Below are 15,602 nucleotides of genomic sequence, written 5' to 3' on the forward strand. Positions count from 1 at the left end.
TAAAATAATTACGAGTAAAACCCGTATTCCCGCAGGATCATTCTCCCGAAAAATTGGCATCCGAGCCAACGCTACTTTCGTTCAAGTAAGTAATTAGGGCTTGTACGGTAGTTACTTCTAAATCTATTCTGTTACTGCCGTATTTATCCGAAACACCTTGTTGGGTGATGTAGGCAACCTTATAGATGCTTTGCTTATTAAGATGTACGCCCTCGAATAAGATTTCTTCTATTCGGTAACCACAGGGGTTTTCGATATGGAATTTAATTTGTAAGCCTATATGCCTTTTGCAATATCCGCCCATTTGCTGCATTGGATTAGTTGCAAATGTTCGTTCAAAGTTCTCTTCCAGCATATCAATTATTTCTTGCCCCGTCATATCTACGGTGGTAATTACAGGGTTCATCGGAACCATATTGTACAAATCCCACACGGTGATATCCCCCTTGTCAATAGGCGCACCATATCGCCAGCCGTTTGAGAATGCAATAGCTACACCTGCCGCTTTATGGACAGCTTCTAATAATAAATCATCCATTGACGATGAAAACGTAGAATATCGGTGCAGAATGTTGTCTGTCTTTGCGACTACCTGCTTTTGCAGGCTTCTGTATGAAACCATAATATCGTTTACCATCTGCTCCACAGATCTGTCGCTGGCAACTTGCTCATTGACTTCTATAAGCTCATATTCGTGGTGTGTGATTTTATTGTCTGAAACAGATAGCTTCAAATGTCCCACAAAAGAGCCGTGGCAACCGCATTGAATTACAATAGTATCATTCACTTTTACAGGTTCATACAGCCTGTTATGGGTATGCGCACTAAGGCAAATATCAATCCCAACGGTGTGTTTCAGCAACTCAATATCCTGCGGAAAGCCGTTGTGTGAAAGAAGTATAATAAGGTCAGCACCCTGATTTTTCACTTCGTCCACGTAGCCGTTTATTTCCTGCATTGCATCGGTTACATATATTCCTTTGCTGAATTTATCGGGCATTGTTTTATCTATAATGTTGGCGCAAATACCTATCACGGCTACTTTGATATTGCCAGTTTCGATAAATGAATAGGGCTTTAGGAATAGTGTGCCGTCCTCGTTAAAAACATTAATCGCCAGTACAGGGTAATTGAGCTGTTCTGCCAGCGAGAGCAGATGATCGGGTGTGTAAGCGAAATCCCAATGTCCAACCATCCCACTAAGACCGAGCTGGTTTAGAATAGGTACAATTGCTTCGCCTTTTGAAGATACTACTGGCAGGGTTCCGTGAAAGGTGTCGCCACCATCGAAAAATAAAGCGTGTTCATTTTCGCTTTTTATCTTCTCAAAAATGGTTGCAATCCTTGCATATCCGCCCGCTGTTTTTATATATTCTCCGTCTTTGTTGTAAAACAGTTCGGGATGTGGTTCGAGATAGCCGTGTACATCGTTTATAAATCCTATTGATAATTCCATAATATTGAATTTTGGGTTTGAAACATTTTTTGATTAAGGATGAACAATTGCCCAACCCTCATATTGCCTTAATATAATTTCTCCGTTACCGCTCGGAACATAATTCACGAAATCAAACAGTTCTTTTTTTTCAATTTTTCGTTCCTCCATCGTTTTTGAACATTGAGCGAATACTACGCCCTTGTCTTTTAGCGCAATCAATAATTCCTGATAGCTGTTCGCTTTTTTATACATTTCCACCCCGTCAGAAAATGCAATGACTTCTATGTGTAGCTTGCCTTTCAGTCGTGGGTCAGTCAATACATTATTTATATTGCGAAGTATGCCCCTTACTTTTTTATCTTCTGCTTCGTTCAAGATGTATAGAGCGTTGTAATGTTTTTTATATGCTTTTGCAGGCTCAAAAACTGCATCGGTTTTTTGCTGTGCAAAAATGCTGACAGATGTAAAACACAATACCACTATAAACAAGGCTTGTAATCTTTTCATTTTAAAAACTCCTTTTGTTTCGTTATTCATTTATTAACTCTTCTATCTGCTTTACGAACTTGTCTGAGGCGTAATTGGCAAATCCTGCGTGGTGCAATCTGACTTTTCCTTTTTTATCCAATACAACGGTAGTAGGCAATGAACCAGAGTAAATTTCTGCCGGAACATTACCATTGGATTGATACATCGGGACTGAAAATTTCTCTTTTTCCAAATACGCCTTTCCTGCTGCGGGGTCATTGTCTTCGTTGATGGTCAGAAAGACCATATCAGGGTTGTTTTTGAATTGGGTATAAAGTGTTTCGATTGAGGGAAATTCAGCCCTGCAAGGCGGACACCACGATGCCCAAAAATTGATAAACACAACTTTACCTCTTAATGATGCGGTATTTTGTACATTGCCTTTTTCATCCGTAAAGTCAAAATCCGTGTTCGCCTGGCTCGCCGTAGCCGCATCCTTTTTATCCATACTTGCATTAAAAAGCCCTGTTGCCATTAGCTGCCGCAGCACGAATGATTTTGCATCGGGGCTGACAAACATTATTCCTACAAAAATGACCATTACAATGGTAAAGGCATTTTTCTTGATGTACTGCCATTTACTGGCAGGCGGTTTTTTTTTGGAAACCTCTTTATTGTTCAGCATAATCCTATTTTTATCTGTTAGTTACTTTCTACCAATTCATTCAGGGCTTTGATAATTTCGGGGCTTGTATAATCCCTGCCGCCCTCCATACGGGCTATCATATCTCCGCTTTTATCGAGTATAACCGTAGTCGGGATAGCACTGCCTAAATAGTCTTGGGGTATATCTCCTGCCGGAACATAAACAGGCAAATCATATCCTTTATCTTTCATAAAGGCAGTGGACTTCTCTATCTTGTTATCCACGTCCACCATTAAAAACGCGATATCATCATTATCTTTAAAAGACTGTTTGAGTTTGTTTATAGAGGGCATTTCGTGGATGCAGGGCGGACACCACGTAGCCCAAAAGTTGATGAATACCACGTTGCCTTTTAAGGAACTTAACAATACCGTTTTACCGCTTTTGTCCTTAAAAGAAATATCCGAAGCTGCCGGAGCAGGGGCTTCCGTTGTTGCAACTTCTTCCGTCGGGGTATTTCCGCTTTCTACCTTGTTCTCTTTGTTCTTATCCGTATTTCCACAAGCTGCCAGCGAGATAGCTGTAATAATGAAAATCCCGGAACGAACTGCCAAATTTCTAAACTGCGTTTTCATATTCTGTGATTTTTTACTGTTTCTAATTCTATTTTTTATTCTTGTATCGGTCTATCGCAGATTGCAAAAAGCTGTAATAGCTTTTCGGGTCATAATCTGCTCCGATAGGGTTTACCAAAATTTCTTCGTTGGCGGGGTTTAAAAGCACATAAAAGGGTTGCGAATTGGCGTTGTATTTACTCGCCTGAAAATCGCTCCATTTATTACCTATGGTGCGTATATTTTTACCACTGAACGATGATACAAATTGCTCTGCCTCCGGTAAGGCGGTCTTGTCATCCACATAAAGCTGTATGATAACCAACTCTTCGTTCAATAGCCGGAGTACATCTTTGTCTGACCATACCGATGCTTCCATCTTACGGCAGTTCACGCAGGCGTGTCCTGTAAAATCGAGCATCACAGGCTTGCCTGCTTTTTTAGCATATTCCATTCCCTCGTCGTAATCAAAAAATACGTTCAGGTTTAACGGAGCGTGGAATATATCGGAATATTTATGGGCTTTGCCATCCGTTGAATAGCTTGCTTGTGTTCTGCCTAATGACGAAGTATAAAGGTCAAAATCCTGTGTAGCCTGTGGGGGTAAAAATGCTGAAATGGATTTAAGGGGTGCGCCCCATAATCCCGGAACCATATACAGGGTAAATGCAAGCACCACCATTGACAGCACCATTCTTGGCAGGCTTATATCTACCGCAGGACTATCGCCGGGAAAGCGTAGCTTGCCCAATAAGTAAAAGCCCAAATACCCGAAAATAATAATCCATAGTGCTAAAAAGACCTCCCTGTCAAACCAATTCCAATGATAGGCAAGGTCAACGTTGCTTAAAAATTTCAGTGCAAGAGCCAGTTCCAAAAAGCCGAGCGTAATCTTAACGCTGTTCAGCCAGCCTCCCGAAGACGGCAGGCTTTTTAAAAGGCTTGGGAACATTGCAAAAAGTGTAAACGGTATTGCCAAAGCCAATGCAAAGCCGAGCATCCCGATGGCGGGACCTAAAAGTTCGCCCATTGTGGCAGCCTGTACCAGCAAGGTTCCGATAATCGGACCCGTACAGGAAAATGACACGACCGCTAATGTTGCCGCCATAAAGAAAAGCCCCAACAAACCGCCTCGGTCAGCCTTACGGTCTAACTTGTTTGCAAGCGAAGCGGGCAAAGAAAGTTCAAACGCACCGAAAAATGAAAAGGCGAAAACCACCAAAAGAACGAAGAAAGCAAAATTAAAAATCCCGTTTGTGGAAAGGCTGTTAAGCGCATCCGCCCCGAAAATAACCGTTATCAAAATGCCTAATAACACGTAAATGAGTATGATGGATAAGCCATACATCATTGCTTGCATTACGGCTCTGCCTTTGGTATGCCCGCTTTTGGTAAAGAAACTTACCGTTAAGGGCAGCATCGGGAAAATACAGGGCATCAGCAATGCTGCAAAGCCGCCAATAAAACCCGCAATGAAAATTGCCCATAATGAACCTTTATTCGTTGCGGGTTCATTCTTTTGCAAGGTAGTCCCGTTTTCTTGTGTTAACGAAGTTTCCGGCTCTTTTGATGCTTCGATACTGTCCTGCTGAACAGGCTGCTGCTCCGTTATTTCCGTAAACTCCACATCATCATAGGATACAAGACTGTCCGTCTGCGCATTTGCAGTAACAGCCATCAAACCACTGATGAATAGTACAATTAATATTTTCGCTATTAATCTCATATTGTATCCTTTAATTTACAGGAATGCTGAACGCCACTTCTTCAGGCGGTAAGCATTGTTTGTCGTTACAAACCATATAGGTAAGCGTACCTTTTACCGTAGGCGAATTACCTGTTAGTTTTACCTTTTGCTGGAACACCACAGATTTTTTGTAGTAACCCACTTCCATATCAAAAGTCGGGTCGTGCTTTACAATAGGTTTAGCTGCCAATACCTTTCCGTTCAATTGGTAGGCTTTCGACGCTTGGAACGAAAAACTTGTCGGCTGCGGACCGTTTTTAGGAACCGTCTGCGAATAGATATGCCAGCCGTCTTCTATGGTTGCCTTTAAAAGCAGTACAGCTTCTTTATCGTTGATGCGTTTTGAAGCATAAGACCATTTTACAGGCTTTAGTATTTGTCCGAATGATGCGGCACTTATGAATAAGAATGCGACAAAAAATATTATCCTTTTCATTGTTTTTATCTTTTAATTGTTACTGAATATTTTTCTTATTTATTACCAACTATTTTTCGTTTAAAAGTTTCGTCATCAGGTCAATGACTTCTTTAGACGAATAGTCTGCGCCGCCCACCTGCCTGCCGATGATGTTGTTTTGCTTATCTACAATAATGGTGGTCGGGATAGAACCTGTAAATAGTTCACGGGGTATGTCGCCGTCGGGAACGTGTACTGGGAGGTCAAATTTTTTGTTTTTCATCCACTCTTTTGACTTTTCTATTTTCCCGTCCACATCGACCATCAGGAATACCAGATCCTTGTTATCCTTAAAGGTCTTCCGCAGGTCGTTAATAGAGGGCATTTCGTGAATACACGGCGGACACCACGTTGCCCAAAGATTGATAAAGACAACCTTGCCCTTTAAGGAGTGTAACGAAATGGTTTTTCCGTTTTCGTCCTTGAACTTTAAATCAGGCGTTGGTTGCGCATTTGACACTAATGGCTTTTCGCCATTAGTGTTTTGATTTTTATTCATACTTCCATCAATACCATTGTTATTGATTGCTGCGTATGCCCATCCCGTAATCGCTATTAGCGGGAGCAGGGCTATTTTTTTTATGTTCAACTTCATAATCCCTATTTTTTAATTCTGCCCTCTTTGATTTCTTCCGAAGGCTTTACAATAATTTTATCCTGTTGAGAAAGATTACCGAACACTTCGGTCAGCGTATCCAAACGAACGCCCTCACTTACAGCTATACGTTTTACCTCATTGTCGTTTAAGGTCAGTACATACGTTCCCGACTGTGTGTTCAACACGCTTTTGCTCTGAACCCAATAAGTAGGATTTTTGCGCTGTAATTTTAGCTTTACCTGTGCATAGTCGCCACCCTGTAATTCGCCGGACGGATTGCTCACATCAAACTCCAATGTAAGGGAACGGTCTTGCTGGTCGAGCAAGCCCGATGTACGGGAAAGAACGGCATTGAATGTTTTGCCGGGCTGTGAGCTGATTGTAAATGTAGCAGGCATACCCTGCTTTACAGATGAAGCGTGTTTTTCAGGCAATGATAAGGTTAATCTTAGCTTATTGCTTTGAGCCATCATAAATAAGGGCGTATTGCTTCCAGTTCCTGCCAATGCACCAACCGAAACATTCCTGTCGGTAATCACACCGTCAAACGGTGCTGTAATGCGGAGATACTGCTGCAATTGCGAAGAATGCGCCGTACCTGCTTTAGAAGCATCATAAGCTGATTTGGCACTTTGCATTGCGCTTTTTGCCCTGTCCAGCTCAATATCTGCTACCGCTCCCGTTGTTTTGGAAGCGGTTACCAATCTGTCATAAGCCTGTTTTGCGTATAGGTAATCACTATATACCTTTTGCTCCGTGGACTTATCAGAAAGATATTGCTGGTTCATTTCGGGAGCTTCCAGCACCGCCAAAAGCTGACCTCTACGCACACGATCCCCTCTGTCTACGTACATTCGTTTTACAAAACCTGTAACCTTTGCATAAACGGCTACCTGCTCATACGGTTTCAATTCTGCGGGTACAGATATTTCGTATTCGGGATTGATGAACTGCACAGGTTTGGCAGGATAGTTAACAGCCTTTACTTCCTGCTTTTTTTGCCCCTGTCCTTTTTCTTCCGTTTTATTTGAACAGGAAGCGAAAACCATTGTCAGCACTGCCGCCATTGCCAGTCCTATACCTGATTTTTTATTTATTGAAATGCTTTGATACATTGTATTTAATATTTTAAGAGTTATGATATAGTTTGTTGTGCCGATGGCTCCTTGTAATATCTGCTTTCGCAATCATCAGGGTCTAATGACGGGCTAATCACTTTAGTTCTCGACAGCAGGGAAGAGAAGAAATGCGGAACCAACAAAAGGATAGTTACCGTAGAAGCGATAAGCCCCCCGATAACGGCTCTGCCCAATGGTGCTACCTGCTCGGCTCCATCGCCTAAGCCCATTGCCATTGGCAACATACCCGCCAACATAGCTGCGGCAGTCATTATTACAGGTCTTAACCTGGATGAAGCGGCAAGCCTTGCAGCATTCTTCGGTTTTAATCCTAATTTCTTGCGGTAGAACTCTGCCTGATTAACCAATAATACCGCATTGGACACCGATACACCGAGCGACATAATGATACCCATATACGATTGCAGGTTAAGTGTACTTCCGGTAATGAAAAGGATAATCAGACTTCCGGCAATTACGGCAGGTAAAACAGAAAGTATAATCAACGGTACTTTGAACGATTGGTAATAAGCCGAAAGCATCAGGAATATGGCAATAATGGCTACGCCCAAACCAGCTAACAGGCTTCCTAATGTATCATCCAATAATTGTAATGTTCCCTCCGTCCAAACGTTTGTACCACGTGGCGGTTCCCCGGCATCTTTAATGGCTTGCTTAACCGCTTTGGAAGCTGTACCCAAATCTTTACCATATACATTGGCAACTACGGTAACGTAGCGGTTCGGTCCCTTACGGTTTACCTGTGCAGGCGATGTAACTTTGCGTATGGTCGCCACATCTTCCAACACAGGGCGAAGGCTTCCTTTTTTGAGCGGAAGCGACCGCAGCTTTTCTTCGGATTGCATAATTGCTTCAGGTATCTGCACTTGTGTTTGGAATACCAATCCCGATTTCGGGTCTATCCACAGGTTCTTATCGGTATATCTTGTTGAAGAAGTAGCGGCAACAAGGCTTCGGGTAACATCCTGCATTGTAAGCCCGAACTGCCCCGCAAGGTCACGGTTTACATCTATTTCCAATGTAGGATAAGCGATAGCTTCGGCAATGCGGACATCACGCAGGTAAGGCACTTTTTTAAGATTGGCTTCAATCTTTGATGCGTGCGCAAATGCTCCTTTTATCTGATTGGCTCCTACTTTTACTTCGATAGGTGTCATTGCACCCTGTCCCATAATCTTTTCGGTAAGCTCCATCGGCTCAAAATTGAAAGCGACATCCGGATGCTTTTCGGCAATCTTTTTCCGTATGTTTTCTTTCAGTTCTTCCATAGAACCCTCATACACATCCTGATTGACCGATACCTGCAATACTGCTTCGTGTGAAGCACTTGTAAATAGGAATATCGGGTTGATAGGCGTTCCTGCGGCGTGTGTTCCTACAAATGCGGAAGTTAGTTTGATGCCGTTTTCAGGGATTATCTCACGAATATCATCAGTAACATCTCTTACAAGCTGCTCTGTTTTTTCGAGCCTGCTTCCCTGCGGGGCTTGCAGTCGTAGCTGAAAATCGCCGTTATTGGAAACAGGCATTACGTCTGTACCCACTACGTTAAGCAATAAAGCAGTAACCAATCCTGCAACCAAAACATATCCTATAAAAAGCGGGGTTGCCTTTGTTGACCATTTACGCATCCGGTAGGAATAGTTGACACGGAACTTGTCAAAGAATGCCCGTTTTCTTGGTGTGTTGGCTTCATCATTATGCTTGTTCTTCATCATCCAGTTTGCCAAAATCGGCACAAACGTTTGCGAAGCCAAAAAGGAAGCGACCATTGCAAATGCCACTGCCATAGACAAAGGCATAAACATATCTTTCGGAATACCTGTCATAATAAAGGCAGGTGTAAGTACCGCAAGGATACAGAGCAATATCAGTAATTTAGGAATAGAGATTTCGAGCAAGGCATCTACGATTGCCCGCTGTTTGGATTTGCCCATTTCCATATGCTGGTGTATGTTCTCTATCGTTACCGTGGCTTCATCGACCAGGATACCGATGGAAAGGGCAAGCCCGCTCAATGTCATAATATTAATGGTTTGCCCGAAAAGATGCAGTGCTGTAACGGCTGATAGGATAGCAATCGGGATAGTCAGTACCACAATAATCGCTCCCCGAGTATCGCCTAAAAACAGCAATATCACTAAGCCTGTGAAAACTGCTCCCAATATGCCCTCGTGTATCAGGTTGGAAAGCGAACGTTCGATGTAGGTCGATTGGTCAAATTCGTAACGGACATCAACATCTTCAGGCAACTGGCTTTTGAGCATCGGTATAGAAGCCTTTAAGTTCTTTACGGCATCTAAAGTGGAGGCATCTGCTTTTTTGATGATAGGCAGGTAAACCGACCTTTTGCCATTAACCACCGCATAACCTACGGTCTGATCTGCACCGTCCAACACGCTTGCCACATCACGCACATAAATAGTTCGGTTATCACTTGTTTTTACAGGCGTGTTCAAAAATTCTTCGGGATTTTTGGCAATGGAGTTAATCGGAGCCATCAAATTTTCATCGCCTATGCGGATATTTCCGGCAGGCGAAGGAAGACTGTTTTTAGTAATGGCGGCTGTTATTTCTTCGGGGCTTAGCCCGCTCGCCTGCATTGCTTCGGGATTGATGTTTACAATTATCGAACGGATATTACCCCCAAACGGTGCTGGAGAAGTGATACCGAGAATTTCGGTAAACATCGGTCTGATTTTCGTAATGGCGAGTGTCTGCAATTCGTTTACCGAACGCTGCTCACTTTCAAATACCAATTGTCCAACAGGGAGTGAGCTACCATCAAACCGTACTACCATTGGCGGTACGGCTCCGGGCGGCAGGAAGCCCATTGCCCGGTTGGTAAAGGTAGAAACCTCTCCGGCTGCCTGTGCCATATCCGTTCCGGGATAAAATGTTAGCTTCATCAGTGTTAATCCCTGTACGCTTTTGAAGTCGATGTTCTTTACACCGCTTACAAACAGGAGTACCTTTTGGAATTCATTTGCCATAAACCCGTCCATATAGGCTGGCGACAAACCACCATAAGGCATAGCAATATATATCGCAGGCAATTCCACTTCGGGGAATATATCTACGTTTATTTTTTTTACTGTGTTATAGGAAAAGAAAGCTATCGTAAGCACTGCTACCATAATAGCAATCGGTTTCCTTAACGCAAATCTTATCAGGTTCATAAGCAATAATTAAAGATTGTTAAACAAGAAATCGAAGTTGGCGGTCAGTTCCGCCTCGTAAGCAAGGAGCATCCAATAATCACGGGAAGCCTCTATGTGGGCATTCTCTGCCTGTTCCAGCAAAATGCGTATCTGTAATAATTCGCTTAAAGTGATCAGACCGCTTTTGTACCTTGCCAGATACATATTGTAAGCGTCCTGCGATTGCTGTACAGCAAGTTTCGTTTTCCTGAGTTGTTCGTACTGCTGAATGATTTTTGCCTGCGAAGCAGATAGATCTGCCTGCATTGCCTGTTCGTATTGTGAATGCAGCAATTTGGTACTTTCCGCTTCTTTGAACAATTGTTCCCCTTTCATACGGTTGGTATGCAGGCTCGTCAAATTCCACGTAATACCAATGCCCGCCAAAAAGTTATTGGTCGTATTGCTGAACCCGTTTATCCACGCTCCCGATACTGTTCCGTTAGGGTTGATACCTGTACCCCGATAAGCGTAACCGCCTAACAGGTTAATGGATGGCAAGGATGACCTTTTCTGTGCTTCGCCGCTTAACGTATAATAGGCTGATTGTTTATCCAAAGCATCTAAAATTGGATGCGATGGGCTTATACTATTTACTCTATTGAAATTATTTTCTGCGGGATTACCGAAGCGGCTGGCAGATGCAGTATAATTAACGCTGTCATTACCGTACAATTCCAGCAATTTGATAAGGGAAGCATTTTTAAATCCATTCCATTTATCATTTTCGCCCAATGCCTGTACATAGGATGAGGAAGCAAGCAGGCTGTCTGCTGCCGGTCTTAAACCCGAAGCGGATAAGCTCGAAGTTATTTTGCGAATATCATCCAAACGTCCTGCGTTATTCGCTGTCCAGTCCAGCTTGGCATTGTTGTACAAAAGTGTAATGTATCTTTCGGATAGTATCTTTTTAAGGTTGAGTATGTAAGCATCTTTATCACTTACCGATTTATCATATAAAGCACCCGCAGCCTCGTTCTGCTTGCGCAACTTTCCGAAAGAAAATACTTCCCATTGAACAATGGCGGAGCCAAAAGTATTGGCAGCCGTAGAACTACCGTCCAGTGGTACTGCCGAACCGCTAACATTGAAAAAGCCTGCCTGCGGAAAAAACGCTCCTGCGCTTCCCTCATACGTTCCGTAGGTATTCTGTGCCTGTGCGTTTACCTGTGGGAGCATATTGCCCTTAACCGCCCGTTGGTTGAACTTTGCGGCATCTATCGCCGATGTTTTTACCCCAACGCCGGGATAGGTTTCTTCGACTTTAGACCACAAGCTGCCTAAAGTATATTCCTGTTGTTGCTGTGCATATAGTGGAAGCGCAGCAACAATGGCTAACCATAATAATGTGGTTGCCATAATATGTTTTATCATATTATGATACAATTTTGGAGAGGTCGCTTATACGACCTAAGATTATTTTAAAATGAAAACAATAGAAAGCCTATTGAAACTGCATCACAGTCAATAGGAAAAAAGAATTAGCGGGCAAAGTGGATGATGAGCTTCCGGTATTCCAAAAAGATAGGAATAGAACTACGGATTTTGTTGCTACCGCTATAAAGTGGATGCTTGTTTTCTTTATTTAACGGACGGAAGCCGATAAGGAAAAGAAGCGAAGCCGTAAAAAGAAGAACGGGTAATAAATCGTTCGCCTTAAAATTAAAGTTTTGGACAATCTGGTTGTCGGCAGTTTCAATCTTGCTACATTTTTCCAGCGAGCTTGCCGGAAAACTATGATTGGTCTTAGGAACGCCGCTTTCTGTTTGTGTGGGCAGACCTGCAAAAATTTTAATGCTGCTTTTGATTGGGCAGGATGTAAGCAATACCAACAAGAACGTGGCGAATACAAAGAAGTATCGCCTGTAAGTTGCTGAAATATGTGGTACAGTCCTGTTCATCAATTTACAAAAATACTTTTAATTCTTTAAGCATACAAGAAGAAATGGGTATTTTAGTGTTTTTTAACACGAAAAGATGTGAAGTCTGGTATGTTTTACCGATATTGGATAAAACACACCAAACTGACCCCTTTTGGCCAATTGAAAATGCCCCCCTCTGCCAGAGCAAAGTGATCCCCTTCGGCCAAAGTAAACTGTCCCCCTTTGGCCAAATCAAAGTGATCCCCTGAAAAGAACATAAAGTTTAGTTCCGAAGGTTTCTATGGACCGGGTTTTTGTTAGCTTTTCGCTAAACACAAATCCTTGATGCCAATGTCCAATAAACCAATTCAAATGAATAAACTTAGGCAGATTATCCGTCTTTATTGCCAGGGAACCGGCACCAAGACCATTAATGGGATGGTCGGCAGTTCCCGTACTACCGTAAAAAAGTATGTTCGCGTGTGGCATCAGCTTGGTATTACCCACGAAGAATTCAGTGCCAAGAGCGATAGTGAACTGTCGGTACTTTTCATGACTTCGGCAGCCAAGACTGTAAACAGTCCCCGGCGGCAGGAACTTGAGTTACTGCTTCCTGAGTATTGTAAAAGACTAAAAAAGAAGGGTGTAACCCGTGAGCTATTGCATGTGGAATACTTAGCGAAACATCCTGGAGGTTACGGACGATCCCGTTTTAACAATGCTATCCATACTTATCTTCAGCTTTCCAAACCTGTGATGCATATTGATCACAAAGCAGGTGATAAGATGTATATCGACTTTGCCGGGAGCAAACTTCAATTTCATCCTGCTGATGGTCCTGAACGTGATGCAGAGGTGTTTGTAGCCATATTGGGCTGCAGCCAGCTTACATACGTGGAAGCTGTGGAAAGCCAGCGCAAGGAAGATCTGATCAGGGCCTGCGAGAATGCCCTGCACTATTTCGAGGGTGTGCCCCGGGCGATCGTTCCAGATAATCTGCGTTCAGCGGTAACCAAAGGGAGCAAGTATGAGGCAGTGCTCAATGATGAGTTCGCAGCTTTTGCGGAGCATTATTCGGTAACTGTAGTTCCTGCAAGAGCTTATAAGCCGCGCGACAAGTCTTTGGTGGAAGGGGCTGTTAAACTGATCTACCGGAGTATTTACCAGCGACTGGAGGGCCGCAGGTTCAGTGACCTGGAATCGCTGAACGCTGCCATACGTCCGGCGCTGGAGATTCATAACAACAAACCTTTTTCTGGTCGCAGCTATTCGAGGCGTGAACAGTTTGAAGAGATTGAACGGGAAGCCCTTGGCACACTTAACCCAATACGGTACGAAGTGCACAAACAAGTCATGGCAACAGTGATGAAGAACGGTTATGTGCGCTTAGGCGAAGATATTCACTATTACAGCGTGCCCTACACTTATATTGGTAAGAAGGTAAAAGTACTTTATACCTCTGCTATAGTCCGGATCTATTTCCATTACACGCAGGTTGCTGCCCATAAGCGCAACCGGATCAAGTACCATTATACTACTGACAAAGAGCATCTGGCCTCACAGCACCGCTTTTTAACCGAATGGACACCCGAAAAGTTTATACAGGAAGCGGAACAGATCCATGAAGATGTAGCACGATATATCGCCCAGGTACTGGAGCACAAAGCCTATCCTGAGCAGGCTTATAAATCATGTTCCGGTATCCTGAGCTTTGCCAGACGGGTAGGCTCCGACCGCCTTGCCGGCGCCTGCCGCTGGGCCGACAACATTGGACAGTACAACTATCCGGTCATAGAGGAGATCCTCCGTAAACGCCTGGACCAGCTTACCCCTGAAGATGAACCGGCCACTATTCCTCTACACAACAACATCCGGGGTAAAGAATATTATCAGTAACCAGCTATAAAATTATAAAGAATAATGAACAACGAAACACTAGAGAAGATGCGTCAGCTTCGCCTTTACGGCATGTATGATGCTTTTAAAACAAATCTGGAGACTTCAGTGAAAGAATCCCTCACGGCCGATCAGTTTGTCTCCCTGCTGGTGGCCAGTGAATGGGACGACAGACGTAACCGCTTCATCGAAAGAACCATCAGGACAGCTAACTTCAGGTACAAAGCATCTTTGGAACAGGTAGATTACTCCTTTGACCGCGGACTGGATAAAAACCAGGTGCACCGGCTGGCAGGACTGGACTTTATCAAAGAACACAAAGACCTGTTTATCACCGGTTCTACAGGAACCGGCAAGAGTTACCTGGCTACCGCTCTTGGGTATCATGCATGCCAGAACGGGTATAAAGTCATGTATGTAAATACAGCTAAGCTGATGGGCCAGTTAAAGCTGGCTAAGGCAAAAGGAACTATGCTGGCAGAACTCAAGCGGATAGAGCGTCTGGACATGCTCATCCTGGATGACTTTGGTCTGCAGCCCTTTGATCCTCAATCCAGACTTGCATTGCTTGATATCATTGAGGACAGGCACCAAAAACGGTCCACGGTGATCACGTCGCAGATTCCGGTTAAGGATTGGTATGATATCATTGGTGAAAAGACAATCGCTGACGCGGTACTTGACCGTATCGTTCACCACTCTTTAAGAGTCGAATTGTTTGGAGAATCTCTAAGGAGAAAAAAATCCAAACCGGAAAATGTATTTTTGTAAAAATAATAGTTGTTAAACCGGACTAAAAGCATCAGTTCAAAGTGCCAATCTGTACAACAACTTTTGTTCTTTTCAAACCTCAACTCTGAGGGGACAGTTTGCAGTGGCGAACGGGGGACACTTTAATTGGTATATCCACAGTTAAAATTTATGGTGTAAAAACAGCGGTAGTAAGTAAAATAGGAAAAAGCTACTTCACCAGCCTTAAAGAGAAGCCTAAATTGGAGATATTTAACCTCTGTGAAGAATTGTGGCTTTCGGGTTATATGGAAGAATCATTCATTGCCTGCAACTGGTCGTATTATCTACATAAGACATATGAGCCTGGGGACTTTGCAATATTCAGCCGCTGGATAGATTTGTATGTAAGCAACTGGGCGTCATGCGATACCTTATGCAATCATACAGTAGGGACGTTTATTGAAATGTATCCTGATTATATTCATTCTTTAAAACAATGGGCAGAATCGCCCAATCGCTGGATGCGACGTGCGGCGGCAGTATCGCTCATTATACCGGCCCGCCGGGGCAAATTTCTGAATGAGATTTTTGAAATAGCGGAAATTCTTCTTTTGGATGGCGACGATCTTGTACAGAAGGGTTATGGGTGGATGCTTAAAGCTGCGAGTGAATCATATCAAAAAGAGGTTTTCGAGTACGTTACTAAACATAAGGCGGTCATGCCCCGAACAGCTTTAAGGTATGCTATTGAAAAAATGCCTGCGGAGCTAAAGGCTATTGCTATGCAAAAGTAACTTGATCAGAA

General features: G+C 43.3%; 14 protein-coding genes. 3 read left to right on the top strand and 11 right to left on the bottom strand.

What is annotated here, in order from left to right:
* Nucleotides 1-37: 37 nt before the first annotated feature.
* From BDE36_RS09390 to BDE36_RS09440, 11 genes are all read right to left on the bottom strand, one after another.
* Nucleotides 38-1,456, bottom strand: a complete 1,419-nt coding sequence (locus tag BDE36_RS09390) for a bifunctional metallophosphatase/5'-nucleotidase (RefSeq protein WP_141814660.1) — start codon at nt 1,454-1,456, stop codon at nt 38-40.
* Between the two features lie 33 nt (nt 1,457-1,489).
* Nucleotides 1,490-1,975: a DsrE family protein gene (locus tag BDE36_RS09395; protein WP_235904542.1), complete on the bottom strand. Its 486-nt coding sequence runs from the start codon at nt 1,973-1,975 to the stop codon at nt 1,490-1,492.
* Entirely contained in the window at nt 1,968-2,591 is a 624-nt protein-coding gene (locus BDE36_RS09400; RefSeq protein ID WP_141814661.1) for a TlpA family protein disulfide reductase, read from the bottom strand. Before BDE36_RS09400 ends, BDE36_RS09395 begins: the two co-directional genes overlap by 8 nt.
* Before the next feature lie 17 nt (nt 2,592-2,608).
* Entirely contained in the window at nt 2,609-3,187 is a 579-nt protein-coding gene (locus BDE36_RS09405) for a TlpA family protein disulfide reductase (RefSeq protein ID WP_141814662.1), read from the bottom strand.
* Nucleotides 3,188-3,215: 28 nt separating this feature from the next.
* Nucleotides 3,216-4,892, bottom strand: a complete 1,677-nt coding sequence (locus tag BDE36_RS09410) for a protein-disulfide reductase DsbD family protein (RefSeq protein ID WP_141814663.1) — start codon at nt 4,890-4,892, stop codon at nt 3,216-3,218.
* Nucleotides 4,893-4,902: 10 nt separating this feature from the next.
* On the bottom strand, nt 4,903-5,349 hold the full coding sequence (locus tag BDE36_RS09415) for a protein-disulfide reductase DsbD N-terminal domain-containing protein (RefSeq protein ID WP_141814664.1): 447 nt from the start codon (nt 5,347-5,349) through the stop codon (nt 4,903-4,905).
* A gap of 49 nt (nt 5,350-5,398) precedes the next feature.
* Complete coding sequence (locus BDE36_RS09420) at nt 5,399-5,965, bottom strand: TlpA family protein disulfide reductase (protein ID WP_141814665.1); 567 nt, start codon at nt 5,963-5,965, stop codon at nt 5,399-5,401.
* A 5-nt stretch (nt 5,966-5,970) separates the two neighbouring features.
* Nucleotides 5,971-7,083 carry an efflux RND transporter periplasmic adaptor subunit gene (locus BDE36_RS09425; protein WP_141814666.1) on the bottom strand — a complete coding sequence of 371 codons (1,113 nt, stop codon included), beginning with the start codon at nt 7,081-7,083 and terminating at the stop codon, nt 5,971-5,973.
* A 20-nt stretch (nt 7,084-7,103) separates the two neighbouring features.
* Complete coding sequence (locus BDE36_RS09430) at nt 7,104-10,286, bottom strand: efflux RND transporter permease subunit (protein WP_141814667.1); 3,183 nt, start codon at nt 10,284-10,286, stop codon at nt 7,104-7,106.
* A 9-nt stretch (nt 10,287-10,295) separates the two neighbouring features.
* A complete protein-coding gene (locus BDE36_RS09435; RefSeq protein WP_141814668.1) occupies nt 10,296-11,681 on the bottom strand; it encodes a TolC family protein in 1,386 nt (461 codons plus the stop codon).
* A 107-nt stretch (nt 11,682-11,788) separates the two neighbouring features.
* Entirely contained in the window at nt 11,789-12,208 is a 420-nt protein-coding gene (locus BDE36_RS09440; protein ID WP_141814669.1) for a hypothetical protein, read from the bottom strand.
* 333 nt (nt 12,209-12,541) lie between these two features.
* Here BDE36_RS09440 and istA point away from each other — a divergent pair, with 333 nt between their 5' ends.
* The 3 genes from istA to BDE36_RS09455 all read left to right on the top strand — a co-directional run bounded on the left by istA (nt 12,542) and on the right by BDE36_RS09455 (nt 15,591).
* Nucleotides 12,542-14,065, top strand: a complete 1,524-nt coding sequence (istA, locus tag BDE36_RS09445; protein WP_235904557.1) for an IS21 family transposase — start codon at nt 12,542-12,544, stop codon at nt 14,063-14,065.
* Between the two features lie 24 nt (nt 14,066-14,089).
* A complete protein-coding gene (gene istB / locus BDE36_RS09450; protein WP_141814234.1) occupies nt 14,090-14,836 on the top strand; it encodes an IS21-like element helper ATPase IstB in 747 nt (248 codons plus the stop codon).
* A gap of 98 nt (nt 14,837-14,934) precedes the next feature.
* Entirely contained in the window at nt 14,935-15,591 is a 657-nt protein-coding gene (locus BDE36_RS09455) for a DNA alkylation repair protein (protein ID WP_141814670.1), read from the top strand.
* Nucleotides 15,592-15,602 lie beyond the last annotated feature (11 nt).

This window comes from Arcticibacter tournemirensis (assembly GCF_006716645.1).
Taxonomy (GTDB): Bacteria; Bacteroidota; Bacteroidia; order Sphingobacteriales; family Sphingobacteriaceae; genus Arcticibacter; species Arcticibacter tournemirensis.